Origin of the sequence: Pantoea sp. Ft-CA_14 (genome assembly GCF_024520875.1) — a bacterium.
Taxonomy (GTDB): Bacteria; Pseudomonadota; Gammaproteobacteria; order Enterobacterales; family Enterobacteriaceae; genus Pantoea; species Pantoea agglomerans.
Genome location: NZ_JALNPM010000015.1, coordinates 110,869 through 137,416, shown reverse-complemented (window position 1 = coordinate 137,416; position 26,548 = coordinate 110,869). Strand labels below are relative to the sequence as shown.

Genomic DNA, 26,548 nt, shown 5'->3' with positions numbered 1-26,548 from the left:
CAGAAGTGAAACGCCGTAGCGCCGATGGTAGTGTGGGGTCTCCCCATGCGAGAGTAGGGAACTGCCAGGCATCAAATTCGTTCCTTTTCCCCTGACAAGGAAAATAACAGGAACAGACGGCCATCAGCCAGTTGCTGACAGCTGTGAAAGAATCGGTGGAGCGGTAGTTCAGTTGGTTAGAATACCTGCCTGTCACGCAGGGGGTCGCGGGTTCGAGCCCCGTCCGTTCCGCCACCCTATTAGGGGCGTAGTTCAATTGGTAGAGCACCGGTCTCCAAAACCGGGTGTTGGGGGTTCGAGTCCCTCCGCCCCTGCCAGAAAACGATCCTTTGCTTCGGCAAAGGATTTTTTTTTGCCTTTAAAAAAGCAAAAAAGAAAAACCAGCTAAATCTAACTGGCCTCTGATCTTCTCTGCTTACTGTCCTGCCTGCAAATTCAGCTGTTTTGCCTGACCAGAATCGGGAATTTAAGCAACTGACGGATATGTGCCTGCTGATCGCTGTTCTGCAACCAGACAGCATAGAGCGGACGAACGGCGACGGGCGTATCCGGAATCACCATCAACTCACTGTACACACTCTGCCAGAAGTCCGGCAGAAATGCGCACGCTCCGGTGGTATGTAGCAGTTCACGGGTGACATGTGCCGACGTGGTGGTCAGTACCGGTACATCATCAGCCCCGGAGAGATAGCTCTGATGCTGATGAAAATCTGCTCCCCATTCCAGCTTGATATAATCATATTTTTCACGCTTCTCGCTCTGCCGGGCGCAGAAAAGCGCCAGTGAAATATGACCAATCTGCTGACTGGTTAACTCATCCATCTTAGGTGCTTCAGTGGTGATCAACAGATCCAGCTGGCGCTCATGGAGTTGCTTAACCAGCAGATGTCGTTGTGCCACGCGCGCTTCTAAGTGCAGGCTCTCCCGATTCTCGTAGAGCGTCTGTAGCCATGGCGTCAGATAAGCCTCCCATAGTGATGCACTGGCACCTATTGAAAGCTCATGGTGCTGCTGAGTGTGAGAAACCTCCTTCTTCGCCATCATCCAGGTGCTCATCAGGCTTTCAGCATAGGGGAGCAGTCGCTCTCCGGCCGCCGTCAGACGTATGTTATTGCGATGCCGTGTAAAAAGGTTAACGCCAAGCTGATTCTCTAACTGACGGATGCGAAAACTGACAGCAGATTGCGTGAGGTAAAGTGCTTCTGCAGCACGCCCGAAATGGCGAGTTCTGCTCACTTCCAGGAAAGTTTTCAGTAATTCCGTATCCACAGCGTTCTCCCAAAAAATGTTTGTCGTATAGATTTAAATGTTTTGTTTTACACTCTGTCAAGCCTATCTAATACTCCGCGCCATTAACAGCACGGCATTAGAAAATCAGGAGCGTGTAACATGGCGGAAAGCTTCTCAACAGAGAATCGTTTCTTTGATAACAAACATTACCCGCGTGGTTTCTCACGCCACGGTGACTTTACTATTAAAGAAGCTCAGCTTCTTGAACGCCACGGTTTTGCCTTTAATGAGCTGGATTTATCAAAGCGTGAGCCTGCAACCGAAGAAGAACGTTTGTTTATTGAAGTGTGTCGTGGCGTGCGTGAGCCGCAAACGGAAGCTGAACGTGTATGGTCTAAGTATATGACCCGCATTAAGCGTCCTAAACGTTTTCATACGCTGTCTGGCGGTAAACCGCAGATGGACACCGTTGAAGACTTCACCGACAGCGACGATTAACAGAGAAGGGGCGAAAGCCCCTTTTTTATTGCAGGCTGTTATGCAGATGGATCATTAATCGATCTATCGTGCGATAGCTGACCGCTTCCTGCAGATGATGCCGGGTGATGTCTGTTTCCCCAGCCAGATCGGCCAGGGTACGCGCCACTTTTAAAATCCGCTGCCATGCCCGTACAGATAAACCCAGTTTCTCCAGCACTGACTCCAGCCACTCCGCATCCTCTTTAGCAGGCTGACACCAGCGCATAATCTCTGCATTGTTTAAATGCGCATTTATTTTTCCTGCACGGGTCAGCTGAATGTCACGCGCCGCGACCACCCGATGACGAACCTGCTCAGATGCTTCCGCTTTGGTGCGCTGACCGCTGAGCATGCCGCTGGGGAGTAGCGGCACCTCCAGCGAAAGATCAAAACGATCAAGAAAGGGGCCGGATAGCTTACTGAGATAACGCAGCACCTGCTGCGGTGAGCAGCGGTTATGCTGTCCCTGATAGTGTCCGGTTGGGCTTGGATTCATCGCAGCAATCAGCTGAAACCGGGCCGGGTAGGTAACTTTTGCCCGAGCGCGTGAAATAGCGATGACGCCCGACTCTAATGGTTCGCGCAGGGAGTCCAGCACCTTGCGATCAAATTCCGGTAATTCATCCAGAAACAGCACGCCGTTATGCGCCAGGGAGATCTCACCGGGCCGTGGCAGTGAGCCGCCGCCAATCAGAGCATAGAGAGAGGCGCTGTGGTGAGGTGACCTGAAAGGCCGGGTGCGCCACTGTCGGTGCAGGGTATTGCTGTTCACCAGGCTGGCGATTGCCGCGCACTCCAGTGCTTCCTGATCGCTTAAGGAGGGCATGATGCCGGGCAACCGGGTAGCGAGCATGGTTTTACCGGTGCCAGGGGGCCCGATCAGCAACAGGTTGTGCCCGCCAGCCGCAGTGATCTCCAGTGCTCTGCGTCCCTGTTCCTGACCAATGATATCAGCGAGATCGTCAGCAGGTGCATCGCCCTGATGCTCAGGATATTGGGCTGTCGGTAGTGTGAGTTCATTGCGCAGAAAGGCGCACACTTCGCTGAGGTGAGAGGCAACCAGCGACGAGCCCTGACGGATTAGCCCGGCATCACACTGATTCTCAGCGGAGAGGACCAGCTGTCGTCCAGCCTGAATGGCTACCATGGCCGCTGGAATCGCGCCCTGTACACCGCACAGTGCACCGTCGAGTGCCAGCTCACCCAGAAACTCATAGTGCGTCAGCTTGTCGGCAGGAAGCTGCTCAGAGGCCACCAGAATGGCAATCGCCATGGGTAAGTCATACCGCCCGCCCTCTTTGGGTAAATCTGCGGGTGCCAGATTGATGGTGACGCGTTTTGCCGGGAAGGCAAAACCGCTGTTGATAATGGCGCTGCGTACCCGCTCACGCGCCTCTTTCACCGTGGTTTCAGGCAGCCCCACCAGCGTTAACGCAGGCAGTCCGTTACTGATGTGTGCCTCGATGGTCACCAGCGGGGCTTCCACTCCCAGCGCTGCCCGGGTCAGAACTTTTGACAATGACATACTCGCTCCTTGTTACCGTCAGTCTGGTGACAGCATCAAAGGAAAGCCAGGGCATCATCAGCACTATTCGGGTCATTGCACAACCTATCAGAAGTTTTTTCACAACCTGTTAAAACGCTGCGTGTCTGCGCGCAAATTCACCAAAAAATTATTACGTCAGTAAAGTGATGAATAATTATCATCATGTAATTATTTCTTGTATTACAAATTGATAGACCGCGATTTAGCGCCAGGCGCTAAAAAAAGTCTGTAAAAAAAGTTGTGTCATGCCCCCTGACTATGATAACTCTGTAGGCATTACTTCGAACAAGCGAAAGAATTGAACAACACATGAAAGCCCTTCTACAAGTGATTAGCCTGGTCGTGATTAGCGTGGTGGTGGTTATTAACCTACCGTGCGGGGCAACGCTTGGAGAAAGAAAGGCTTAGAAATCAAGCCTCGAATCCGAAAAAACCCCCGCACCGAAAGGTCCGGGGGTTTTTTTTCGACCAGAGGAAATATCAGTAAATCCACAAGGAACAAACAATGAACAGTAGCATAAAATTCTGTTGTTCCGGTCAGGACACAGGAGAATAGCGATGACAGGTGCACAGTGGGTAGTTCAGGCTTTACGCGCGCAGGGTGTTGATACCGTATTCGGTTACCCTGGCGGCGCAATCATGCCGGTTTACGACGCGCTCTACGACGGCGGCGTGGAACACCTACTGTGTCGTCACGAGCAGGGCGCTGTGATGGCGGCGATCGGTTATGCGCGCTCAACCGGCAAAACCGGCGTCTGTATCGCCACCTCTGGCCCTGGCGCGACAAACCTGATTACCGGCCTGGCAGATGCCATGATGGATTCGGTTCCGGTGGTGGCAGTAACCGGTCAGGTCACCTCGGCCTTCATCGGCACCGACGCCTTTCAGGAAATCGACGTGCTGGGCTTATCGCTGGCCTGCACCAAACACAGCTTCCTGGTCGAATCGTTAGATGAGCTGCCTGCCATCATGGCAGAAGCCTTTGCGCTGGCGCAGTCGGGCCGTCCGGGTCCGGTACTGGTGGACATTCCTAAAGATATTCAGATTGCGCAGGGAGAACCTGCCCCGCATCTGGTTCCGGTAGAAGAGGGAAGCGCGCTGCCGCATCAGGCGATTCAGGAAGCACGCGCACTGATGGCGCAGGCCAGAAAACCAATGCTCTATGTTGGTGGAGGCGTTGGCCTGGCACAGGCTGTTCCGGCACTGCGCGCGCTGGCAGAAGAGACCGGCATCCCGGCAGTGGCCACCTTAAAGGGGCTGGGCAGCGTAGACCCCCACAGCGAGGTGTATCTCGGCATGCTGGGGATGCACGGTACTAAAGCTGCCAACCTGGCGGTGCAGAGTTGTGACTTACTGATTGCGGTCGGTGCCCGTTTCGATGACCGCGTGACCGGCAAGCTGGACACCTTTGCCCCCCATGCCAGCGTGATTCATCTCGATATCGATCCCGCTGAGTTAAACAAATTACGTCGTGCACACGTCTCTCTGCAGGGTGATCTCAACGAACTGCTGCCCGCCCTGAGTCAGCCTCTGCATATCAACGCCTGGCGCGATGAGATGAAAGTGCTTAAGGCCAGTCACCCATGGCGCTACGACCATCCGGGCGAAGCGATCTATGCACCGCTGTTGCTGAAGCAGCTTTCCGATCGCAAACCGGCCAATACCGTAGTGACCACCGACGTCGGTCAGCACCAGATGTGGACGGCGCAACACATGGCATTCAGCGCGCCAGAGAACTTCATCACCTCCAGCGGCTTAGGCACCATGGGCTTTGGTTTACCCGCTGCCATCGGTGCGCAGGTTGCACGCCCGGAAGATACGGTTATCTGTGTCTCGGGCGATGGCTCCATCATGATGAACATCCAGGAGCTGGGCACCATCAAGCGCGGCAAGCTGCCGGTCAAAATCGTGCTGCTGGATAACCAGCGTCTGGGCATGGTGCGTCAGTGGCAGCAGCTGTTTTTCGATGGCCGCTACAGTGAAACCAATTTGTCCGACAACCCCGACTTCCTCACGCTGGCCAGCGCTTTCAATATTCCCGGCCAGCGCATTACCCGTAAAGATCAGGTCGACGCCGCCCTTGATGCTCTGCTGAACAGCGAAGGTCCTTACTTCCTGCATGTTGCAATTGATGAGCATGAAAACGTCTGGCCACTGGTACCGCCGGGTGCCAGCAATGCAAACATGATGGAGAAAACTGTATGAACCAGCATCAATTGTCTATCGAAGCCCGTTTCCGCCCTGAAATATTGGAGCGCATTTTACGCGTAGTGCGTCACCGCGGTTTTCAGGTCTGTTCTATGAACATGGCCTCAGTCGCCAACGCAGAAAACATTAATATTGAAATGACCGTTGCCAGTCAGCGTTCCGTCGATTTACTGTCTTCGCAGTTAAGCAAATTGATCGACGTTGCATGCGTTCAGATTCAACAACAGACAACACAACAAATCCGCGCTTAGCCGCGAGAGGGAATAACAATGAGCACGAAGAAAGCAGACTTTATTTGGTTCAATGGCGAGATGGTTAAGTGGGAAGAGGCGAAGGTCAGCGTCATGTCCCACGCGTTACACTACGGTACGTCGGTATTTGAAGGCGTGCGCTGCTACGACTCTCACAAAGGACCGGTTGTGTTCCGCCATCGCGAACACATGCAACGTCTGCACGACTCCGCCAAAATCTATCGCTTCCCGATTAAAAGCAGCGTTGATGAGCTGATGGAAGCGTGCCGCGAAGTCATCCGCGTGAACAAACTGAAAAGTGCTTATATCCGTCCGCTGGCCTTTGTCGGCGATGTGGGCCTGGGCGTGAACCCGCCAGACGGCTTCACCACCGACGTGATCATTGCGGCGTTCCCGTGGGGCGCATACCTGGGCGCTGAAGCCCTGGAGAACGGCATCGATGCCATGGTCTCCTCATGGAACCGCGTAGCACCGAATACCCTGCCAACCGCCGCTAAAGCGGGCGGTAACTACCTCTCTTCACTGCTGGTGGGCAGCGAAGCCCGTCGTCACGGCTATCAGGAAGGGATTGCGCTGGATACTAATGGCCTGATCTCAGAAGGTGCAGGCGAAAACCTGTTTGAAGTTAAAGATGGCGTGCTCTTTACCCCGCCATTTACCTCTTCAGCACTGCCGGGCATCACCCGCGATGCCATCATCACGCTGGCGCGCGATATGGGCATTGAAGTGCGTGAGCAGACCCTGTCGCGTGAATCTCTCTATCTGGCTGACGAAGTCTTTATGTCTGGCACCGCGGCAGAAATTACACCGGTGCGCAGCGTTGACCGCATTCAGGTCGGCGAAGGCAAACGTGGCCCGGTGACCAAACGCATCCAGGAGGCCTTCTTTGGCCTGTTCACCGGCGAAACCGAAGACAAATGGGGCTGGTTAGATCCGGTTAACCCATAATCAGATACAGCGCGGGCGTCATCTGACGTCCGCGAGCTTATTCTTACTGGAGTAAATAGAGTATGCCTAAGTACCGTTCCGCCACCACCACCCACGGCCGCAATATGGCGGGTGCCCGTGCCTTATGGCGCGCGACAGGAATGACCGACGACGATTTCGGCAAGCCGATTATCGCTGTGGTTAACTCATTCACCCAATTTGTGCCGGGCCACGTTCACCTGCGTGATCTTGGTAAACTTGTCGCCGAGCAGATCGAAGCGGCAGGCGGTGTGGCTAAAGAGTTCAACACCATTGCGGTGGATGACGGTATTGCCATGGGTCATGGCGGCATGCTGTATTCACTGCCGTCGCGTGAGCTGATTGCTGACTCGGTCGAGTACATGGTCAACGCCCACTGTGCCGACGCCATGGTCTGCATCTCTAACTGCGACAAAATCACCCCGGGTATGCTGATGGCGTCATTGCGCCTCAATATTCCGGTGATCTTCGTTTCAGGCGGACCGATGGAAGCGGGTAAAACCAAGCTTTCTGACCAGATCATCAAGCTGGATCTGGTAGATGCGATGATTCAGGGTGCCAACCCGAACGTCAGCGATGCCGACAGTGAGCAGATCGAACGCTCTGCCTGTCCGACCTGCGGCTCCTGCTCCGGTATGTTCACCGCCAACTCGATGAACTGCCTGACTGAAGCACTCGGTCTGTCGCAGCCTGGCAACGGTTCACTGCTGGCTACGCACGCCGATCGCAAAGAGCTGTTCATCAATGCCGGTAAGCGCATCGTAAGCCTGACCAAGCGCTATTACGAGCAGGATGATGTCAACATGCTGCCGCGTAACATCGCGAACAAGGCCGCTTTTGAGAACGCCATGATGCTGGATATCGCCATGGGTGGCTCCACCAACACCGTGCTCCACCTGCTGGCAGCCGCACAGGAAGGCGATATCGACTTTAATATCTCCGACATCGATCGCCTGTCACGCAAAGTGCCTCAGCTCTGTAAAGTGGCGCCAAGTACCCCGAAATACCACATGGAAGATGTGCATCGCGCGGGTGGCGTCTTCGCCATTCTCGGCGAGCTGGATCGTGCCGGCCTGTTCGACAGCAGCGCCCGTAATATCCTGCAGCAGACCATGCGTGAAACGCTGGATCAGTACGACATCATGCTGACCAAAGATCAGGCGGTAAAAGATATGTTCCGCGCGGGTCCGGCGGGTATTCGTACCACTCAGGCGTTCTCACAGAACTGCCGCTGGGACACGCTGGATGATGACCGTGCCGAAGGCTGTATCCGTACCCGTGAAAATGCTTACTCGCAGGATGGCGGTCTGGCCGTGCTCTACGGCAACATTGCGGAAGATGGCTGTATCGTAAAAACTGCGGGCGTAGACAAAGAGATCCTGACCTTCACCGGTCCGGCCAAAGTCTATGAAAGCCAGGATGACGCCGTTGAAGCGATTCTGGGCGGCAAAGTCGTTGCGGGCGATGTGGTCGTCATTCGCTACGAAGGTCCAAAAGGCGGGCCAGGCATGCAGGAGATGCTCTATCCGACCACTTATCTGAAATCGATGGGGCTGGGCAAAAGCTGCGCGCTGATCACCGATGGTCGTTTCTCTGGCGGTACGTCGGGCCTCTCTATCGGTCACGCCTCGCCTGAAGCAGCCAACGGTGGCACCATTGCGCTGGTCAAAGATGGCGACACCATCGAAATCGATATCCCTAACCGCGGTATCAAACTCGCCGTACCGGATAACGAACTGCACGCCCGTCGTGAAGAGCAGCAGGCACGTGGCGATGCGGCGTATACGCCGGTCAATCGTCAGCGTGAAGTCTCCTTTGCGCTGCGTGCCTACGCATTACTCGCGACCAGTGCTGACAAAGGCGCCGTCCGCGATAAGAGCAAGCTGGGAGGCTAACGATGGCCGAGTCTCAACCGCTACCCGAGGCGCCTTGTGGCGCCGAGTATTTGCGCGCAGTGTTGCGTTCACCGGTGTATGAAGTGGCACAGGTGACGCCGCTGCAGGTTATGGAAAAAATCTCATCGCGTCTCGGCAACACCATTCTGGTGAAGCGGGAAGATCGTCAGCCGGTGCACAGTTTTAAGGTGCGCGGTGCCTACGCGATGATTGCCGGTCTGAACGAAGAGCAGAAAGCGCGCGGCGTGGTAACGGCGTCAGCCGGTAACCATGCGCAGGGCGTGGCGCTCTCCGCCACTAAGCTGGGCATCAAGTCACTGATTGTGATGCCGCTGGCGACGGCAGACATCAAGGTTGATGCGGTGCGCGCATTTGGCGGTGAGGCTTTCCTGTTCGGGGCCAACTTTGACGAGGCGAAAGCCAAAGCGATAGAACTCTCTGAACAGCGCGGTTACACCTTCGTGCCGCCGTTTGACCATCCGGCCGTCATAGCCGGACAGGGCACGCTGGCGATGGAGCTGCTGCAGCAGGATGCGCATCTCGACCGGGTCTTTGTCCCGGTTGGCGGTGGAGGTCTGGCAGCCGGCGTCGCGGTGCTGATCAAGCAGCTGATGCCGCAAATCAAAGTGATTGCGGTGGAGTCAGAAGATTCAGCCTGCCTGAAAGCAGCGCTGGAGGCGGGTCATCCGGTCGATCTGCCGCGCGTCGGGCTGTTTGCCGAAGGGGTGGCGGTGAAACGGATTGGCAGCGAAACCTTCCGGCTCTGTCAGGAATACATCGATGACATCATCACCGTCGACAGCGATGCCATTTGTGCCGCAATGAAAGATCTGTTTGAAGATGTCCGTGCTGTGGCGGAGCCCTCTGGCGCGCTGGCGCTGGCGGGCATGAAAAAGTATATCCAGCAGCACGGGATCAAAGGCGAGCGGCTGGCGCATGTGTTATCCGGGGCCAACGTCAATTTCCACGGCCTGCGCTACGTTTCTGAGCGCTGCGAGCTGGGCGAACAGCGTGAAGCGCTGCTGGCCGTAACGATCCCGGAACAGCAGGGCAGTTTCCTGCGTTTCTGCCAGACGCTGGGTGGACGGTCGATTACCGAGTTCAACTACCGCTACGCCGATGCGGACAAAGCCTGCATCTTTGTTGGCGTACGACTGACGCGTGGCGTGGAAGAGCGCAGCGAGATCATCAGCGAGCTCACCAGCGGCGGTTATCAGGTGGTCGATCTCTCGGATGATGAGATGGCGAAACTGCACGTGCGTTACATGGTGGGCGGACGCCCTTCTAAACCACTGCGTGAACGCCTTTTCAGCTTTGAATTCCCGGAGGCACCCGGCGCGTTGCTGAAGTTCCTGCAAACGCTGGGCACCCACTGGAATATCTCGCTGTTTCATTATCGCAGCCACGGCACCGATTATGGCCGTGTGCTGGCCGCTTTTGAACTTGGCAGCGATGAGCCACGCTTCGAAGAGCATCTCACCGATCTGGGTTACGACTTTCATGACGAAAGCCAGAACCCGGCGTTCCGCTTCTTCCTGTCAGGCAGCTGATTATAGCTGGCTCCAGAAAGCACTGATCAGCGGCTCTCCGAGCCGCTTTTTTTGCACGCAGATGCCGAGTTCGAACGGCGCAACCGAGTCAATATTCTCCAGTAGCAGCACACGGTTACGCACCGGGTCCGGGCTGTTTTCCAGCACCACATCCGGTAAAAGTGCGATACCGCAGCCCAGCGCCACCATCGAAACAATCGCCTCATGCCCCGAGACCGTGGCGTAAATCACCGGATTCGGGATGCGCTGGCGGCGGAACCAGAGATCGATACGTCGCCGTGCCGGTCCCTGCACCGGCAGGATAAACGGAATTTTTGACCAGTCGGGCTGCGGCTGTGTTGCCTGAGTACGAACGGCACAGGGCAGTGCAGGCGCGATCAGCACCAGCGGGATCAGCCCCAGTGGCATAAAATCAATGCTGGCGGGCAGCGTTTCAGGACGGCCGGCAATGGCCAGATCGGCATCGCCGGAGTGCACTTTTTCCACCGCATCCGCGGCATCGCCGGTATCCAGTTTGATTTCGACCTGCGGATGTTCAGCGCGAAAGCGGTCGAGGATGGGCGGCAGATGACTGTAGGCCGCCGTCACTGAGCAGAACAGGCGCAGCTCGCCGCTGAGCGACGGACCGTTAAGATCCATCACATGGCGCAGTTGCTGATACTGCAACAGCGTCTGCTGGGCAAACTGGCGCAGGCGTTCGCCCGCTTCTGTCAGCGTCACGGTGCGGTTATCGCGCAGAAACAGCGCATGGCCGACATCTTCTTCAAGCCGCTGGATCTGGCGTGACAGCGTGGAAGGGCTGACGTGCATAGCACGCGCAGTGCGTCCGAAGTGGCAGCTTTCTGCCAGATGAAGAAACAGTTTCAGATCCCGTAAATCCATGTGCGCGTCGCCTCTGGGTGGTGTTGCATTTATTGCAATGTGACGTTGTTAATATATCAATTTAAGCAACAGAATTCCTGTCATATGATGGGGTCATTCGCGGCGCTGCATGACACGCCGTTCCTGAACAAAAAAAGCAAACACAACCTTACCGGAGTACCCATGGCTAACTATTTCAACACATTGAACCTGCGCAACCAGCTGGCGCAATTAGGTAAATGCCGTTTCATGGCGCGCGATGAATTCGCGGATGGTGCCAGTTTCCTGAAAGGCAAAAAAGTCGTTATCGTTGGCTGTGGTGCGCAGGGCCTGAATCAGGGTCTGAACATGCGTGATTCCGGTCTGGATGTGGCCTATGCACTGCGTGCTGAAGCAATTGCGGAAAAACGCCCTTCATGGCGCAAAGCGACCGATAACGGTTTCAAAGTGGGCACCTACGAAGAACTGATCCCGCAGGCTGACCTGGTGGTAAACCTGACGCCAGACAAGCAGCACTCCGCTGTAGTTCAGGCTGTTCAGCCGCTGATGAAAGATGGCGCTGCGCTGGGCTACTCGCACGGTTTCAACATCGTTGAAGTGGGCGAAAGCATCCGTAAAGACATCACCGTGGTCATGGTGGCACCGAAGTGTCCGGGTACAGAAGTTCGTGAAGAGTACAAACGTGGCTTTGGTGTACCGACGCTGATCGCGGTTCACCCGGAAAACGATCCAAAAGGCGAAGGCATGGCGATTGCCAAAGCCTGGGCAGCAGCAACTGGCGGCGATCGTGCTGGCGTGCTGGAGTCCTCTTTCGTTGCTGAAGTGAAATCTGACCTGATGGGTGAGCAGACTATCCTGTGCGGCATGTTGCAGGCTGGTTCACTGCTCTGCTTCGACAAGCTGGTGGCTGAAGGCACTGACCCGGCTTACGCAGAAAAACTGATCCAGTTCGGCTGGGAAACCATCACCGAATCACTGAAGTTTGGCGGCATCACACTGATGATGGATCGCCTCTCTAACCCGGCTAAACTGCGCGCTTATGCGCTGTCAGAGCAGCTGAAAACCATCATGGCACCGCTGTTCCAGAAACATATGGATGACATCATCTCCGGCGAATTCTCTTCCGGCATGATGGCGGACTGGGCTAACGATGATAAAAACCTGCTGACCTGGCGTGAAGAGACCGGCCAGACCGCGTTCGAAACCGCTTCACAGTATGAAGGCAAAATCGAAGAGCAGGAGTACTACGACAAAGGTGTAGTGATGGTTGCGATGGTTAAAGCGGGCGTTGAGCTGGCGTTTGAAACCATGGTAGACGCCGGCATCATTGAAGAGTCTGCTTACTACGAATCACTGCATGAGCTGCCGCTGATCGCGAACACCATCGCCCGTAAGCGCCTGTATGAAATGAACGTGGTGATCTCCGATACCGCCGAATATGGTAACTACCTGTTCTCCTTCGCCGCGGTGCCGCTGCTGAAAGAGTTCATGACCACGCTGCAGCCAGGCGATCTGGGTAAAGCGGTAGAAGGCACGCAGGTTGATAACGCGCAGCTGCGTGACGTTAACGAAGCGGTTCGCCAGCATCCGATTGAAACCGTTGGCCGTAAGCTGCGTGGCTACATGACCGACATGAAGCGTATCGCTGTCGCGGGCTAATTACCGTCATCACAGTTTTCAGCAAAACAAACCCCGGCTTGCCGGGGTTTTTTGTTGATGAACCATACCAGGCAAGGCCGATTGTAAGTTAGTGCCTGCACTGCTGTGAGACAGTGCAGGCACATGGAATACGGTCAGATCGGAAAGACGCAAAACCGCCATCCATGGCATGCTCGGCCCGCGCGATTACGCACCTCATCCCTGAGGTGCGCCCGTTTCCGGGCCAACGCTTTGCGTTGTTCAAAAACGCTCCCGGCGTTTTTGTCCCTGGCGCGGGACGCTTTCCTCTTCTGACCGTATTCCCTGTGCCCTTAAGCTTCTTTATTGCTGCCAATATCAATACGCCTTTCAGCGAGGTCCGGTTTTTTCAAACAGAAAGCTAACCCGCTTAAGGCGTATGCTCCCTGAGCCTGTCGCCTGATATTGTTTAGCCCTTCAGAGCGGTTGTACTCTGTGAGCCTGCTCCATAAAAAAACCCGGCAGCCGCCGGGTTTTCACTGACCTTCATCCAGCCGGATTAAACGTCATACAGCGTCTGATTACGCGTCTCTTTACAAGCGAGCAATGCAATCAGCGTCAGCACGGCCATCGACGCCAGATAAAGTCCCACCGCCTGCAAACCATAATGCGCATTCAGCCAGGTCGCGATATAAGGCGCAACAGAGGCACCCAGAATCGATGAGAGGTTATAAGAGAACGATGCGCCGGTATAACGCACTTCGGTCGGAAACAGCTCCGGCAGCAGGGCGCCCATCGGACCAAAGGTCAGGCCCATAATGCTCAGACCCAGCAACAGGAACGCCATCACCAGCGCCTGCGATCCGGAACCGAGCATCGCCGGGAACAGGAACGAAAACACGATAATCATCAGCGTAATGGTAATCATCGTCTTGCGGCGACCAAAACGGTCAGCCAGCAAACCGGCAATCGGCACCATCACTCCAAAGCCAATCACCGCCAGCATCAGCATCCACAACATACTATTACGCGGAATACCCAGACCGGCCGGTGCTGCCGTGGTGCCGTAGCTCATCGAATAGACGGTCATGATATAGAACAGCGTATAGGTCGCCAGCATGATAAAGGTGCCGAGAATGGTGGCGGTCAGATGCTTGCTCAGCAGTGCCGCAATGGGCACCCGAACCTGCTTCTTCTCTTTCTGTACTTTGGCAAACACCGGACTCTCATGCAGCGAAACGCGCACATAAAGGCCGATCAGCACCAGCACGGCGGAGAGAATAAACGGCACGCGCCAGCCCCACTGCATAAACTGCTCGTCGGTCAGCAGCCACGAAAGCAGCAGAAAAGTGCCGTTAGCGAAGAAAAAGCCAATCGGCGCACCCAGCTGAGGGAAGGAGCCGTAAAGCGCACGCTTCTTCGCCGGGGCATTTTCCGTCGCCAGCAGCGCTGCGCCGCCCCATTCACCACCCAGTCCCAGTCCCTGACCAAAACGCGCCAGCGCCAGCAGCAACGGAGCCATCACGCCGATGGTTTCATAGCCGGGCAGCAGACCAATCACCACGGTGGAGATCCCCATGGTCAGCAGCGAGGCAACCAGCGTGGCTTTGCGACCCACGCGATCGCCAAAGTGACCAAACACGGCGGAGCCAATCGGACGCGCGATAAAGGCGATAGCAAAGGTGGCCAGCGACTGTAGCGTCGCGACCGTGGCATCACCCTGCGGGAAGAAAATGTGCGGGAAAACAATCACCGCAGCAGTGGCATAAATATAAAAGTCGAAAAACTCGATGGCCGTTCCGACCAGCGAGGCAATCACCACTTTACTGCGTGAGTTAACCGGCGTGGGATCCTGCTGTTTGTCGAGCGTGTCTGTGAGGGAGGCTTGCATAACTGTTTCTTATTTGTAAATACAGACAAAGAATCTTACGCATCTGCCAGAGCGCATTCAATGAAGAAAACCCGCGCCGCGTCTGGCTTCAGCGGGCAAAAAGAGGATAATTTCTGAGGTGCGACGAATGTCGGGTGATACCGGGGTAATCCGGACGATATCTGGCGGGATACTCTACGAAAGGGCTAAATAAAAGTGACCCCTCAGCTATTCATCCTGTTATCTGGTTAAAAAATAGCCGAGGGGTAATATTTTCCGCTGTTGTTAACGGATTACGATGATTTGTGTCGTGACGCGCTGCCCGCTTCAGGCATTTGTGGGTCGTCTTTATATTTGGCGGTGGCGATCCACGCCGCACAGAACAGCGTCAGACGGGCGAAGAAGTAGAAAAACGCCATCAGGCCAAGCACGGAACCAAAGGCCGCACCAGAAGGCGAGGTCGCCAGCTTCGGCAGCGTTAGCGTCATCACAAACTTGATCACCTCAAAACCGATTGCCGCCAGCAGAGTGCCGCGGAACAGTGCTTTCTTACGCGGCTTATGACGCGGCAGGATCCAGAAAATCCACAGGAACAGCAGATAGTTAGCCATAACGGAAATCGAGGTGGCAATAATGGTCAGGGCGGGCCGTAACCAGTCGATGCCATCCAGCCCCAGTGCGCTGACGATCATTGCCTGCGCCGAACCGGCTACCGAGGTCAGCGACAGCGTAATCACCAGCGCCAGCATCAGACCGGTCAGCGACAGGAAATCGCGAATATAACGCTTCCAGATCTTCTCTTTGTCATCCGGTTTGCGTTCCCACACGTCGCGCGACTGGGCACGAATCGCTTCGCGCAGGTTACCCATCCAGTTAAGACCGGAGTAGAGCGCCAGCAGTAAACCGGTAATACCCACGGTGGCACGCTGCTGAATGGCGGTATTTACCGTATTCTTCAGCGTGGTGGCCAGCGTCGGGTCGCTGATGCTGCTGACGATTTTGTTGATGATATCGGTCAGCAGATCCTGGTTCGATGCCAGCACAAAACCCACGGCGGCAAACGACACCATCAGAATGGGGATCAGCGATAAAAAAGAGAAATAGGTAATGGCCGCGCCAAACTGGCTGCCGAGCCGATCATTAAAGCGGTCAAGGGCGCGAATAAAATGCGCCACTGCCGGGATCGCCTGAAACCAGGCGGCAAAACGCGACACGCGCACTATCGAATGATCAACCGTCTCGTTGCCGGTTTTAATATCGATAAGTGGCTTTTGCGGCTGCGTATCCTGCGGGTTTTCCTGCTTGTCTGTCATAGACCTTCACTGTCCTGTTTATCATTAAAATCAAAGTATAGCCGCTCAGGTGACGTACTCCTGTAACACCTGACTCAGCCACTCCATAAAAACCCGCACGCGACGCGCCACATTGCGCCGGTGCGGATAGAGCAGGTGGATCGGCATCGGTCTGGCGGGAAAGCGATGCAGCACTTCTACCAGCTCGCCTCTTTCCAGTAATGTCTGAATCCCGGCGGCTGGCACCTGAATAATGCCTAACCCCGCCAGACAGGCGGCGCGATAGGTTTCGGTGCTGTTCACGGTGACCACACCGCCGGTGTGAACATAGTGACACTGCCTGCCATCAAAATATTCAAAACCCGGTGAGGCCTGACCCAGTTGCTGGCTGTAATGCACCATCGCATGCTGCGACAGCTCTTCCAGCCGGATCGGCATGCCGAAACGCGAAAGGTAGCCAGGGCTGGCGCAGTTGATCAAGGTATGGGTACCAATTTTTCGCGCAATCAGGCCAGAATCTTTGAGCTCGCCGACGCGGATTACGCAGTCAAACCCTTCCCGGATCACATCCACCTGACGATCGCTGCTGCTCAGCTCAATCTCTACGCCGGGGTAGTGCTGCAAAAATTCCGGCAGCCGTGGCAGGATAAAACTGGTGGCCATGGCCACAGACATATCAATCCGGAGCTTACCGCTGAGCGAGGCAGGCTCGTGCTGGAACAGACTGTCCATATCGTCAATCATCGACAATAAATCAAGACAGCGATCGTAATAGACCAACCCATCCTGGGTTAGTTGCACCCGGCGCGTGGTGCGATGCAGCAAACGTGTTGCCATTTGATTCTCCAGCGCCTGTATCTGCCGCGAAACGCTGCCTTTAGGGACACCTAAACTCTCTGCCGCGCGGGTAAAACTGCCCATTTCGGCCACCCGCACAAACACCTGCATTGCGTGAATTTTGTCCATGTTGTTCACCGATTGTTGTTTTTATTGAAACAGTGATGCGCATTTAACACTGTTTATAGATCAATAATTCGCGAATATCCTTAACCTGTGTTCAATTTTTCAACAGGTGCGAGAGATGAATCAGAAAGTGGCGTTAATTACCGGTGCAAACCGCGGTTTAGGCCGTAATGGCGCGTTAAAACTGGCGTCCAGGGGGACAGACATTATCCTGACTTACCGCAGCCATGCCGATGAGGCACAGACGGTGGTGAAGGAGATTGAGGCGCTGGGACGGCGTGCAGTGGCGCTGGCGCTGGACGTCGGCGAAACCGGTCAGTTCGATCGCTTTGTCGGCCAGGTGAAAGAGGCACTGCAACAGCAGTGGCAGCGGGAGCGCTTTGACTATTTAGTGAACAACGCCGGACACGGACACTACAAGCCGTTTACCGACACTACCGAGGCGGAATTTGATGCGCTGGTTAATGTGCATTTCAAAGGGCCTTACTTCCTGACCCAGAAGCTGCTGCCGCTGATCAACGACGGTGGCCGCATCCTGAATATCTCCAGCGGTCTGACCCGGCTGATCTATCCTGGCTCCTCGACCTATGCGTCAATGAAAGGGGCGATGGAGGTACTGACGCGCTATCAGGCGAAGGAGCTGGGCGAACGGCGCATTCGCGTCAATATCCTGGCACCTGGCGCGATAGAGACCGACTTTGGCGGTGGCCGGGTACGCGATACCCCCGAGATTAACCATCAGATTGCCGGGCTGACGGCGCTGGGCCGGGTCGGACTACCGGATGATATCGGCGACGCCATCAGCGCGATCCTCAGTGACGAAACCGGCTGGATCACCGCTCAGCGTATTGAAGCCTCAGGCGGGCAGGGGATTTAACCGCTGGTGGCGTCGCGGAAAGCACCCCGCGACGTCGCCGCCTTTTACAGCGTAATGGTGCCATCGATGACGGTTACGGTATTACCACCAATCCAGATGGTCTCACCATTAAAGGTTACGTTCACCCGACCGGCACGCTGCAGGGCAGTACCCTGACGCACGCGATAGGAGGTGGTATGGCCTGCGGCTGCAAAGTAACGCGCCAGACAGGCGTTGGCGCTGCCGGTCACCGGATCTTCGGTCAGGCTGCCATTTTCCACCAGCAGGCCACGCACTTCATACTGTTCATGCTCGCCCGAGGGCAAACGGCCAAAAGGCATCACGCCCGAGACACCCGCATGTTTAATCAGGCGCTGCAAATCGCTGACATTGGGCTGCAGCGCCAGCACGGCCTCGGCGCTGACCATTGGCACCAGCAGCCAGCGGATACCCATATCCACCACGGTGGGGCTTTGCGTCAGATCGAATGCATCGCTGTTTAAGGCGTTACCCATCAGCGCATCCTGCCATGGCATCAGGGTGGCAGCTGGCGCGGCAAAGGCCAGTCCGCCCGTCTCATTAATCTTCACCGTCACGTTACCGACGCCGCACTCCTGCACGATTTCACCCGGCGTACGGGTTGGCCAGCCCGCCTCCAGCAGCGCGTGTGCGGTGCCCAGCGTTGGGTGACCGGCAAACGGCAGTTCGCCTTCAACGGTAAAAATACGCACCCGGTAGTCCGCCTCTTCATGTTGTGGCGGCAGCACAAAGGTGGTTTCCGACAGGTTAGTCCAGCGGGCAATTGCCGCCAGCTGGCTGTCGCTCAACCCCTGAGCATCCATAATCACCGCCAGCGGATTGCCATTAAAGGCTGCTGAGGTAAACACATCGACTTGCTTAAACGCGACCTTCATGGTGACTCCTTGCGATTGGGTTCAGTGCGGCCTTTTCTCTGCCGGATGATTGCTTATAACAGCTAACAGCGTTATCAATAAGTTAAAGATTTTACCGGAGACTGTGAATGCTAACGATCCTGGGACGCGCCTCCTCAATCAACGTGCGCAAAGTATTATGGCTGTGTGACGAGCTTGACCTTGATTACCAGCGCGAAGAGTGGGGCGACGGATTCCGCTCAACGCACCTGCCCGAATTCATGGCACTCAACCCCAATGCGATGGTGCCGGTACTGAAAGATGATGACTTTGTGATGTGGGAATCCAACGCCATCCTGCGCTATCTGGCGAATGCCTATGGCGGCGAGTGGCTCTATCCTCATCATCCGCAAACGCGTGCGCCTGTCGATCAGTGGATGGACTGGCAGTCCACTGAACTCAACACCTCATGGCGCTACGCATTTATGTCGCTGGTGCGAAATTCACCGGCTCATCAGGATCCACGTCTGCTGGCCGCGGCCAGCAAAGGCTGGGCACACACCATGAGCATTCTCAATCAGCAGCTGGAAAAAACCGGTCGCTACGTTGCCGGACGTAATTTCACGCTGGCAGACATTCCGATTGGTCTGGCGGTGAACCGCTGGTTTGAAACGCCGCTCGAACACCCTGATTATCCGGCGGTACGCACCTATTACGAACGCCTGACTGAACGCCACGGCTATACCGTCTGGGGCCGCAACGGTACACCCTGAGCCTCGCCGCAGGATACTCCCGCCAGTTCACAGGCGATTTCGCCCGCGCGTCTGATCGCCCAGCTGTAGCGCGCATCAAACGGATAGCAGCAGGAGAGGCGCAGTGCATGGTTGTAGCGCTCGCTCAGCGAATAGAGCGCGCCGGGCGTGACGCAAATCTGCTCCTGCAGCAGCCGATCAAACATCTCGGTGGTATTTACGCCGCCCGGTAACTCGACCCAGAAGACGAAGCCACCGCGCGGCAGCGTCGCGCGGGTGCCCTCCGGGAAGTAGCGGGCGATCAGTCCCCGCGCCTCATCCAGATTGGCCGCGTAGCGACGGCGCAGCGTGCGCAGATGGTGGTCATAACCGCCGGAAGCAAGAAACTCCGCCAGCGTTTCAGAGAGCAGGGCAGATTCTGCCATCGACGACACCGCTTTCAGTCGGGCAATCGCATCATGAAAACGGCCAGCGGCGGTCCAGCCAATACGGAAATCGGGCGCCACGGTTTTGGTGAAGCTGGTGCAGTAGATCACCCAGCCGTCGCGATCAAAGGCTTTTACCGCGGGCGAGAGCGGCCAGTCGAACTGTAACTCGTCATACAGCCCATCTTCTATCAGCGGAACGTGGTAAGTATTCACTAACTTCGCCAGCCGCTTCTTGTTCTCCAGCGACATGCCGCAGCCCAGCGGGTTCTGCGCGCTCGGCATCGCAATCAGCGCCTTAATTCGCTGCTCCTGAAGCAGCATCTCCAGCGCATCCAGCGACAGCCCATGCTGCGGATCGGTGGGGATTTCCAGCGCCTTAAGGCCCAGTGAAGCCAGCAGCGGGAAGAGGAAAAAGTAGGTTGGCGACTCCAGTCCGACGCAGTCGCCGGGCTGCGTGACCGCCCGCAGCGCCAGCTGAAGCGCCTCCATGCAGCCGTGGGTCAGGGTGATCTCATCGGCGGTGAGCGTCTGTCCGGCGTGCAGCGCCCGTCGCGCAATCTCCTCCCGTAAGCGCTCACTACCGGGCGGAAGCGCATAGCGCCCAATCATGTTCGGATCACGGCGCAGCAGTGAGGCAGTAATCCGGGCAATACGCGCCGCAGGAAACAGCTCGCTATCCTGGGGGCAGGCCAGGGAAATATTGATGTAGTCGGGATGGTTCTGCGCCGCAAATACCTTATCGATCAGGTCGAGCTTGCTGCTGCTGGGGTCGCGTACCCGGGTTTTATGCTGACCATGGCGGGTCACGGCGGGCAACACGCCGCGCACGTAATAGCCCGACTGGGGACGCGCCTCAATCAGCCCGCGATCTTCCAGCAACTGCCAGGCATTCAGTACCGTATTGACGCTGACCTGATGTGACTGGGCGACGCGGCGGATCGCCGGCAGGCGTTTGCCGGGTTTCAGCGTGCCCTGATGGATAGCCTCAGCGAAGCTCTCTGCCAGCTGCTGATAGAGAGGCCGATCGGAAGTGGGAGCAAGGGACACAGTAGCCTCCGGATTGGATGGGTACAATTGCTGTTAACGGGAACTGTAACCATAACAATAGTGATTTTGTGTCACTGTTACCATCCCTTTTCCCGCCGTAGCATAGAACTCTGTCTGTTTTCAGGAGAGTCACCATGCTCGATCCCTCTTTCTTCAGTTACGTTACCGTCATGTCGATTACGCCAGGCCCGAACAATCTGCTGCTGGCGACCTCAGGTGTCAATTTCGGCATGCGCCGCACGCTGCCGATGGTGTTTGGCATACTGGTAGGTTGTGCGCTGCAAACGGTGATCGCCGGCGTCGCACTGGAGGTCTTACTGCACTGGATGGCGGCGATTCGCCTGCCGCTGACGCTGGCAGGCTGTGCCTATCTGTTGTGGCTCTCGTGGAAGATTTTCCGTGCGGCAGCACCTGAAGTGCGCAGCAAGCCGCAGCCCATGACGCTGCTGGGCGGAGCCTGTTTCCAGGCGATCAATCCCAAAGCCTGGCTGATGGCGACCAATGTGGCGCTGTTGTACAGCGCCAGCAGCGGCGTGCTGACGGTGATGATCGGCTTTATGCTGCTGAACCTGCCCTGCATTCTGATCTGGGCTGCGCTGGGCGATCGCCTGCGCAGCCATCTGCAGATTGCCTGGAAGCGTCAGTTGTTCAACAGCCTGATGGCGCTGTCGCTGGTGGCGACCACCATCTGGATGCTGACCGACGCCTTGCTGGCTGCTTAATCGGGTGCACCTGGTGCTGTGGCCGACGGCCATTTCCAGTTCTGCACCTCCGGCACATCTTCACCGTGTTCACGCACATAGCGATGATGTTCAGCGATGCGCTCCTGCAGATCGTCCAGCAGCTCAGGATGCGCATCGGCCAGGCCCGGCACGCGCAGAATCGCCTCCTGCGCCAGATGATAGCGGTCAAGCTCGTTCAGCACCGTCATATCAAATGGCGTGGTGGTGGTTCCCTCTTCATTGAAGCCGCGAACATGGAAGTTGCGGTGGTTGGTTCGCGAATAGGTCAGGCGATGTATCAGCGTTGGATAACCGTGGAAGGCGAAAATCACCGGTTTATCCTGGGTAAACAGCGCGTCGAATTCCGCATCAGACTTGCCATGCGGATGCTGATCCTGCGGCTGCAGCGCCAGCAGATCGACCACGTTCACCACGCGGATACGCAGTTCGGTCAGCATACCGCGCAGCAAATCCACCGCCGCCATCGTCTCCATGGTGGGCACATCACCGGCACAGGCCATCACCACATCCGGCTCCTCATGCTCTGGGGTGGTGCCCGCCCAGCGCCACTCGCCCATGCCCGCTTCACAATGGGTTACCGCACTCGCCATATCCAGCCACTGCGGCGCAGGCTGCTTGCCCGCCACAATCACATTGATGCGGTCCCAGGTGCGCAGGCAGTGATCGCCAACCCACAGCAGCGTATTGGCATCGGGCGGCAGATAGATGCGCACAATGTCCGCTTTTTTATTGGCAACGTGATCGATAAAGCCCGGATCCTGATGGCTATAGCCATTGTGATCCTGTCGCCAGACGTGCGAAGAGAGCAGATAGTTCAGCGACGAGATCGGCTTACGCCAGCCCAGTTTACGCGAGACTTTCAGCCACTTAGCGTGCTGGTTAAACATCGAATCGACGATGTGAATAAAAGCTTCATAACAGTTAAACAGCCCGTGGCGGCCGGTCAGCAGATAGCCCTCAAGCCAGCCCTGACACTGATGCTCACTGAGAATTTCCATCACCCGGCCATCACGCGCCAGCTGCTCATCGTAAGGCTCAGTACGTTCCAGCCAGGTACGGCTGGTCACGTCGAAGACCGGCGTCAGGCGGTTAGAGGCGGTTTCATCCGGGCCAAACAGGCGGAAATTATCGCGGTTGCGCTGGAACAGCACGCTGAGATAGCGGCCCAGATGCTCAGTGGCCTGCGCCATCTGTGCGCCTGGCTCGCTGACATCGCAGGCAAACTCCGCGAGTTCAGGCGCATCCAGCTCACGGCGCAACAGGCCGCCATTGGCATAAGGCGAAGACCCCATGCGTTTATCACCTTCCGGTGCCAGCGCCTGCAGTTCCGGCTTTAAGCGACCCTGTTCATCAAACAGGTCGTCTGGCTGATAACTCCGCATCCACGTCTCAAGGATCTGGCGATGTCCTTCATCTTCGCGACAGGCCGCGACCGGCACCTGATGCGCCCGCCAGAAATCTTCCACTTTCTTGCCGTCGACCGTTTTGGGGCCGGTCCAGCCTTTGGGGCTGCGCAGGATAATCATTGGCCAGCGCGGCACCCCGGTGGTGGCTTTGCCCTGGCGCGCCTCGCGCTGATAAGCGGCGATTTTACTGAAGGCACTATCCAGCGCCTCCGCCATCAGCGGATGCATTTTTTCAGGATCATGCCCGCAGACGAACAGCGGCTCATAGCCGTAGCCACTGAACAACTGGTGCAAATCTTCATCGCTGCTGCGACCCAGCAGCGTCGGGTTGGCGATTTTGTAGCCATTGAGGTGCAGAATCGGCAGGACCGCGCCGTCACGTTCAGGATTCAGGAATTTAATGCCGTGCCAGCTGGAGGCCAGTGGACCGGTCTCCGCTTCGCCGTCGCCAATCACGCAGGGTACAACCAGTTCGGGATTATCGAAGGCCGCGCCAAACGCATGGGAGAGCGAATAGCCCAGCTCACCGCCTTCATTAATCGAGCCAGGCGTTTCCGGTGCCGCGTGACTGGGAATGCCCCCCGGAAAGGAGAACTGTTTGAACAGACGCTGCATGCCCGCCGCATCCTGCGTGATGTGCGGATAAATCTCGCTGTAGCTGCCCTCAAGCCAGGTATTCGCCACCATGCCGGGGCCGCCATGTCCTGGTCCGCAGATGTAGATCATATCCAGGTTTTGCTTCCGGATAACGCGGTTGAGGTGGGCATAGATAAAATTCAGGCCTGGCGTAGTGCCCCAGTGACCCAGCAGACGCGGTTTAATGTGTTCAGGCCTGAGTGGCTCACGCAACAGCGGGTTATCCATCAGGTAAATTTGTCCGACGGAGAGGTAGTTTGCGGCCCGCCAGTAGCGGTCGAGCAGCGTGAATTCCGGTGAAGCAGGGGAGTAAGACATGCAGTTTCCTCCTGATCGTGCAGCTAAAAGATGCCTTAACCCTAATAGAGAATGCCCGGATCGACCAGGTAACCGGCCAATAAAAAAGGCCCCGCAGTGCGGAGCCTTTTTATCAATGGCGCTGAATTATTTGCCGACGACGAACGCGGTTTCACGTCCTTCATCGTTTGCTGCCATCGGGGTAACCGGCGAATAGTCGAGCTGCAGAATCCGGCTGGTTTCGGCTAACACTTTCTCTGTCAGCGCTACGTCGCCGTTCAGCTTACGTCCCCAGGATGGGATCACCGCACGGATTTTGTTCTGCCATTCCGGCGAAGCCATCTGCTCAGGACAGACCTTGTGCAGCAGCTCCAGCATGATCGGTGCCGCCGTAGAGGCGCCAGGCGATGCACCCAGCAGTGCTGAAATCGAGCCATCCTGTGAGGCGACCACTTCGGTGCCCAGACGTAACACGGCGCCCTCTTTCTCATCTTTCTTGATGATCTGCACACGCTGACCGGCAGTCACTAAGCGCCAGTCCTCCTGCTTCGCCTGCGGCACATAGGCGCGCAGGGCGTCCATCCGGTCGCGATCGCTTTGCAGCACCTGATCCATCAGATATTTCACCAGATCAAAACTTTTCAGTCCTACTTTCACCATCGGCAGCATATTGCTGCTGTTCAGTGAGGTGAACATATCCATCAGCGAACCCTGCTTCAGGAACTTAGTCGAGAAGGTGGCGAACGGGCCAAACAGCAGCACCTGCTTGCCATCCAGCACGCGGGTGTCGACGTGCGGCACGGACATCGGCGGCGCACCGACGCTGGCTTTGCCATAGACCTTGGCCATGTGCTGCGCGACGACCTGCGGATTTTCCGTTACCAGGAATGAACCGCCCACCGGGAAACCAGCGTAACCGTTGGCTTCCGGGATGCCAGCCTTCTGCAACAGCGGTAACGCTGCGCCGCCAGCACCGATAAATATTCTACCCGCCGTCAGTGTGCGACGCGTGCCGCTGTTCAGACACTGCAGCGTCACCTGCCAGCGACCGTCGGCGAGCTGCTTCAGCTCACGCACTTCCTGGCGCAGACGCAGCTGGAAATTCGCCCTCTTCTCTAACGAGGCGATCAGCTGACGGGTGATTTCACCGAAGTTCACGTCGGTGCCCATCTCCGTCCAGGTCGCGGCCACTTTCTGGCTGCGGTCACGGCCATTCATCACCAGCGGGATCCAGCGGGCAATCTGCTGCGGATCTTCGGAGTAGGCCATGCCACGGAACAGGGTGCTTTTCTGCAGCGCCTTAAAGCGCTTGCGCAGGAAGTCGACATTGTCGTCACCCCAGACAAAGCTCATGTGCGGCGTGCTATGAATAAAGCTTTTAGGGTTGCGCAGGTTGCCTTTCTGAACCTGATAAGCCCAGAACTGGCGGGAAATCTGGAACGATTCGTTGATCGTTACCGCTTTAGAGATGTCGATGCTGCCATCCGCCTGCTGAGGCGTATAGTTCAGCTCTGCCAGCGCCGCATGACCGGTGCCCGCGTTATTCCAGCCGTTGGACGACTCTTCGGCCACGCTATCCAGCCGCTCCACCATTTCGATGGACCAGTCCGGCTCTAAATCCTGCAGCCACGCGCCAAGGGTGGCGCTCATCACACCTGCGCCAATCAGCAGCACGTCAACGTCTTTGCGCTCCTGCGCGGTAGTAGTGGTGTCCTTTGCCATGGCACTCATCGCGAGCGCAAGGTTTACAGCTGAATTGCACATGAGGCGACATCTCCTCTTCTGTTGACCTGAAGCCCAACAGTTTTGCAGGCGAAATAGTCACGCTTCTTACGAGCGCGTTGCGCTATTTCTCAAAGGTTAAGTCTCAGGTATAGGGTTAAAGCGGTAATAACGCGTTAACTGCACGTTATGCTTTGTCATCTGAATATAACATTCTCGCATCTGAATTAAACATTTGTTTATTTTTTAAATGCAGAAATGATTCAGCATAAGAATTAATCATCAGGGCCAGCGGCGTATTAGGGATTTTTTAGTGTGAAGTCAGTGGGTTAACGGAAATGGCATGTTGCTGAAAAGCCCCATACTGGTGCAACGACGGAATGGATATGAACCGTGCGGAATTATTTAATCCGCTGAAATTTAGCGATTTATTATGCAGCAAGGAATAACGGGAATCGGGAGCAGAGCGCCTGAAAGGCTGCTTGTGTAAAAATAATGTTACATTTTTGTGAGTCTGAAAATGCGTGCACACCGGCGCACGCATCGGATTCACTTATGACTGACTGGCGCTGGCGGGCAACTTTTTCAGACTTATCGCCATGCGGTTGTAGGTGTTCATCAGACCAATCGCGATGTTCAGATCGACAATCTCTTTTTCACTGAAGTGCGCTTTCAGTGCGGTATAGCGGTCGTCTGGCGCACCCTGCTGAGCAATCAGGGTCAGGCATTCAGCCCAGTACAGGGCAGCCTTCTCTTTATCACTGAACAGCGTACCGGATTCCTGCCAGACCGAGGTCAGCACGATCTTATCCCAGCCCATGCCCGCTTTATTCAGTGCTTTGGTATGTAAATCAATGCAGTAGGCACAGCCATTAATCTGCGATATGCGCAGGAACAGCAGTTCCAGTAAAGTGAGCGGCAGATCGGTTTGTGCCAGATAACTGTATACGCCGCCCAGCGCTTTCATGCCTGCCGGTGCTGCACTGTGAAAATCGATACGTTCGCTCATCTTATTGCCTCA

The 26,548-nt window shown here is 56.2% G+C and carries 22 protein-coding genes and 2 tRNA genes; 13 read left to right on the top strand and 11 right to left on the bottom strand.

What is annotated here, in order from left to right; genetic code table 11:
* Positions 1–157 precede the first annotated feature (157 nt).
* A tRNA-Asp gene (locus NR195_RS19665) sits at positions 158–234 on the top strand.
* Positions 235–241: 7 nt separating this feature from the next.
* Positions 242–317, top strand: a tRNA-Trp gene (locus NR195_RS19660).
* A gap of 118 nt (positions 318–435) precedes the next feature.
* Here NR195_RS19660 and hdfR read toward each other — a convergent pair.
* Positions 436–1,269, bottom strand: a complete 834-nt coding sequence (gene hdfR / locus NR195_RS19655; RefSeq protein ID WP_010253571.1) for an HTH-type transcriptional regulator HdfR — start codon at positions 1,267–1,269, stop codon at positions 436–438.
* A gap of 120 nt (positions 1,270–1,389) precedes the next feature.
* Here hdfR and NR195_RS19650 point away from each other — a divergent pair, with 120 nt between their 5' ends.
* Positions 1,390–1,728, top strand: coding sequence for a DUF413 domain-containing protein (locus NR195_RS19650; protein ID WP_010253568.1), 339 nt, complete (start codon positions 1,390–1,392; stop codon positions 1,726–1,728).
* A 25-nt stretch (positions 1,729–1,753) separates the two neighbouring features.
* On the opposite strand, the gene NR195_RS19645 is transcribed toward NR195_RS19650, so the two are convergent.
* Positions 1,754–3,274, bottom strand: coding sequence for a YifB family Mg chelatase-like AAA ATPase (locus tag NR195_RS19645; protein WP_256844841.1), 1,521 nt, complete (start codon positions 3,272–3,274; stop codon positions 1,754–1,756).
* Positions 3,275–3,604: 330 nt separating this feature from the next.
* Here NR195_RS19645 and ilvL point away from each other — a divergent pair, with 330 nt between their 5' ends.
* From ilvL to ilvA, 6 genes are all read left to right on the top strand, one after another.
* On the top strand, positions 3,605–3,703 hold the full coding sequence (gene ilvL / locus NR195_RS19640; protein WP_072101316.1) for an ilv operon leader peptide: 99 nt from the start codon (positions 3,605–3,607) through the stop codon (positions 3,701–3,703).
* 150 nt (positions 3,704–3,853) lie between these two features.
* Entirely contained in the window at positions 3,854–5,500 is a 1,647-nt protein-coding gene (ilvG, locus tag NR195_RS19635) for an acetolactate synthase 2 catalytic subunit (protein WP_033780904.1), read from the top strand.
* On the top strand, positions 5,497–5,754 hold the full coding sequence (gene ilvM / locus NR195_RS19630; RefSeq protein ID WP_008926359.1) for an acetolactate synthase 2 small subunit: 258 nt from the start codon (positions 5,497–5,499) through the stop codon (positions 5,752–5,754). Before ilvG ends, ilvM begins: the two co-directional genes overlap by 4 nt.
* Positions 5,755–5,772: 18 nt before the next feature.
* Positions 5,773–6,702: a branched-chain amino acid transaminase gene (locus NR195_RS19625; RefSeq protein ID WP_010253558.1), complete on the top strand. Its 930-nt coding sequence runs from the start codon at positions 5,773–5,775 to the stop codon at positions 6,700–6,702.
* Positions 6,703–6,764: 62 nt separating this feature from the next.
* Entirely contained in the window at positions 6,765–8,615 is a 1,851-nt protein-coding gene (gene ilvD, locus NR195_RS19620; protein ID WP_010253556.1) for a dihydroxy-acid dehydratase, read from the top strand.
* 2 nt (positions 8,616–8,617) lie between these two features.
* Positions 8,618–10,165, top strand: a complete 1,548-nt coding sequence (ilvA, locus tag NR195_RS19615; RefSeq protein WP_031593765.1) for a threonine ammonia-lyase, biosynthetic — start codon at positions 8,618–8,620, stop codon at positions 10,163–10,165.
* Here ilvA and ilvY read toward each other — a convergent pair whose 3' ends face one another.
* Entirely contained in the window at positions 10,166–11,047 is an 882-nt protein-coding gene (gene ilvY, locus NR195_RS19610) for an HTH-type transcriptional activator IlvY (RefSeq protein WP_008926355.1), read from the bottom strand.
* A gap of 162 nt (positions 11,048–11,209) precedes the next feature.
* Between ilvY and ilvC the strand changes: the two genes are divergently transcribed.
* The gene (gene ilvC, locus NR195_RS19605) at positions 11,210–12,685 is read left to right on the top strand and encodes a ketol-acid reductoisomerase (protein ID WP_010253551.1); all 1,476 of its coding nucleotides are present in this window, start codon (positions 11,210–11,212) and stop codon (positions 12,683–12,685) included.
* Between the two features lie 517 nt (positions 12,686–13,202).
* Here the strand turns inward: ilvC and NR195_RS19600 are convergent.
* The 3 genes from NR195_RS19600 to NR195_RS19590 all read right to left on the bottom strand — a co-directional run bounded on the left by NR195_RS19600 (position 13,203) and on the right by NR195_RS19590 (position 16,771).
* Entirely contained in the window at positions 13,203–14,534 is a 1,332-nt protein-coding gene (locus tag NR195_RS19600; protein WP_256844840.1) for an MFS transporter, read from the bottom strand.
* Positions 14,535–14,806: 272 nt separating this feature from the next.
* Positions 14,807–15,826, bottom strand: a complete 1,020-nt coding sequence (gene yhjD / locus NR195_RS19595; RefSeq protein ID WP_010671463.1) for an inner membrane protein YhjD — start codon at positions 15,824–15,826, stop codon at positions 14,807–14,809.
* A gap of 45 nt (positions 15,827–15,871) precedes the next feature.
* Positions 15,872–16,771 (bottom strand): LysR family transcriptional regulator, encoded by a 900-nt coding sequence (locus NR195_RS19590; RefSeq protein ID WP_010253546.1) that lies wholly within the window; start codon positions 16,769–16,771, stop codon positions 15,872–15,874.
* Between the two features lie 115 nt (positions 16,772–16,886).
* Here NR195_RS19590 and NR195_RS19585 point away from each other — a divergent pair, with 115 nt between their 5' ends.
* Positions 16,887–17,645: an SDR family NAD(P)-dependent oxidoreductase gene (locus NR195_RS19585; RefSeq protein WP_132499623.1), complete on the top strand. Its 759-nt coding sequence runs from the start codon at positions 16,887–16,889 to the stop codon at positions 17,643–17,645.
* 44 nt (positions 17,646–17,689) lie between these two features.
* Here the strand turns inward: NR195_RS19585 and NR195_RS19580 are convergent, their stop codons facing one another.
* Entirely contained in the window at positions 17,690–18,538 is an 849-nt protein-coding gene (locus NR195_RS19580) for a PhzF family phenazine biosynthesis protein (RefSeq protein ID WP_010253539.1), read from the bottom strand.
* 107 nt (positions 18,539–18,645) lie between these two features.
* On the opposite strand from NR195_RS19580, the gene NR195_RS19575 reads away from it, so the two are divergent.
* Positions 18,646–19,269: a glutathione S-transferase family protein gene (locus NR195_RS19575; protein WP_010253536.1), complete on the top strand. Its 624-nt coding sequence runs from the start codon at positions 18,646–18,648 to the stop codon at positions 19,267–19,269.
* On the opposite strand, the gene NR195_RS19570 is transcribed toward NR195_RS19575, so the two are convergent.
* Positions 19,236–20,723, bottom strand: coding sequence for a PLP-dependent aminotransferase family protein (locus tag NR195_RS19570; RefSeq protein WP_256844839.1), 1,488 nt, complete (start codon positions 20,721–20,723; stop codon positions 19,236–19,238). The genes NR195_RS19575 and NR195_RS19570 overlap by 34 nt on opposite strands.
* Positions 20,724–20,857: 134 nt before the next feature.
* Here NR195_RS19570 and NR195_RS19565 point away from each other — a divergent pair, with 134 nt between their 5' ends.
* A complete protein-coding gene (locus tag NR195_RS19565) occupies positions 20,858–21,445 on the top strand; it encodes a LysE family translocator (protein WP_031593770.1) in 588 nt (195 codons plus the stop codon).
* On the opposite strand, the gene NR195_RS19560 is transcribed toward NR195_RS19565, so the two are convergent.
* The 3 genes from NR195_RS19560 to NR195_RS19550 form a co-directional block, all read right to left on the bottom strand.
* Positions 21,442–23,826 (bottom strand): phosphoketolase, encoded by a 2,385-nt coding sequence (locus NR195_RS19560; RefSeq protein ID WP_256844838.1) that lies wholly within the window; start codon positions 23,824–23,826, stop codon positions 21,442–21,444. The genes NR195_RS19565 and NR195_RS19560 overlap by 4 nt on opposite strands.
* 126 nt (positions 23,827–23,952) lie before the next feature.
* Positions 23,953–25,569: a malate dehydrogenase (quinone) gene (mqo, locus tag NR195_RS19555; RefSeq protein WP_022623958.1), complete on the bottom strand. Its 1,617-nt coding sequence runs from the start codon at positions 25,567–25,569 to the stop codon at positions 23,953–23,955.
* A 511-nt stretch (positions 25,570–26,080) separates the two neighbouring features.
* Complete coding sequence (locus NR195_RS19550) at positions 26,081–26,536, bottom strand: carboxymuconolactone decarboxylase family protein (protein ID WP_179257322.1); 456 nt, start codon at positions 26,534–26,536, stop codon at positions 26,081–26,083.
* Between the last annotated feature and the right edge of the window lie 12 nt (positions 26,537–26,548).

Bases quoted from the DNA above. Each gene is read 5' to 3' on its own strand.
- ilvD (WP_010253556.1), top strand. From the start codon at position 6,765: ATGCCTAAGTACCGTTCCGCCACCACCACCCACGGCCGCAATATGGCG.
- ilvC (WP_010253551.1), top strand. From the start codon at position 11,210: ATGGCTAACTATTTCAACACATTGAACCTGCGCAACCAGCTGGCGCAA.
- NR195_RS19580 (WP_010253539.1), bottom strand. From the start codon at position 18,538: ATGAAGGTCGCGTTTAAGCAAGTCGATGTGTTTACCTCAGCAGCCTTT.
- ilvG (WP_033780904.1), top strand. From the start codon at position 3,854: ATGACAGGTGCACAGTGGGTAGTTCAGGCTTTACGCGCGCAGGGTGTT.
- ilvL (WP_072101316.1), top strand. From the start codon at position 3,605: ATGAAAGCCCTTCTACAAGTGATTAGCCTGGTCGTGATTAGCGTGGTG.
- NR195_RS19625 (WP_010253558.1), top strand. From the start codon at position 5,773: ATGAGCACGAAGAAAGCAGACTTTATTTGGTTCAATGGCGAGATGGTT.
- NR195_RS19585 (WP_132499623.1), top strand. From the start codon at position 16,887: ATGAATCAGAAAGTGGCGTTAATTACCGGTGCAAACCGCGGTTTAGGC.
- NR195_RS19645 (WP_256844841.1), bottom strand. From the start codon at position 3,274: ATGTCATTGTCAAAAGTTCTGACCCGGGCAGCGCTGGGAGTGGAAGCC.
- NR195_RS19560 (WP_256844838.1), bottom strand. From the start codon at position 23,826: ATGTCTTACTCCCCTGCTTCACCGGAATTCACGCTGCTCGACCGCTAC.
- NR195_RS19550 (WP_179257322.1), bottom strand. From the start codon at position 26,536: ATGAGCGAACGTATCGATTTTCACAGTGCAGCACCGGCAGGCATGAAA.
- ilvA (WP_031593765.1), top strand. From the start codon at position 8,618: ATGGCCGAGTCTCAACCGCTACCCGAGGCGCCTTGTGGCGCCGAGTAT.
- NR195_RS19575 (WP_010253536.1), top strand. From the start codon at position 18,646: ATGCTAACGATCCTGGGACGCGCCTCCTCAATCAACGTGCGCAAAGTA.
- ilvY (WP_008926355.1), bottom strand. From the start codon at position 11,047: ATGGATTTACGGGATCTGAAACTGTTTCTTCATCTGGCAGAAAGCTGC.
- mqo (WP_022623958.1), bottom strand. From the start codon at position 25,569: ATGTGCAATTCAGCTGTAAACCTTGCGCTCGCGATGAGTGCCATGGCA.
- ilvM (WP_008926359.1), top strand. From the start codon at position 5,497: ATGAACCAGCATCAATTGTCTATCGAAGCCCGTTTCCGCCCTGAAATA.
- NR195_RS19600 (WP_256844840.1), bottom strand. From the start codon at position 14,534: ATGCAAGCCTCCCTCACAGACACGCTCGACAAACAGCAGGATCCCACG.
- NR195_RS19590 (WP_010253546.1), bottom strand. From the start codon at position 16,771: ATGGACAAAATTCACGCAATGCAGGTGTTTGTGCGGGTGGCCGAAATG.
- yhjD (WP_010671463.1), bottom strand. From the start codon at position 15,826: ATGACAGACAAGCAGGAAAACCCGCAGGATACGCAGCCGCAAAAGCCA.
- NR195_RS19565 (WP_031593770.1), top strand. From the start codon at position 20,858: ATGCTCGATCCCTCTTTCTTCAGTTACGTTACCGTCATGTCGATTACG.
- NR195_RS19650 (WP_010253568.1), top strand. From the start codon at position 1,390: ATGGCGGAAAGCTTCTCAACAGAGAATCGTTTCTTTGATAACAAACAT.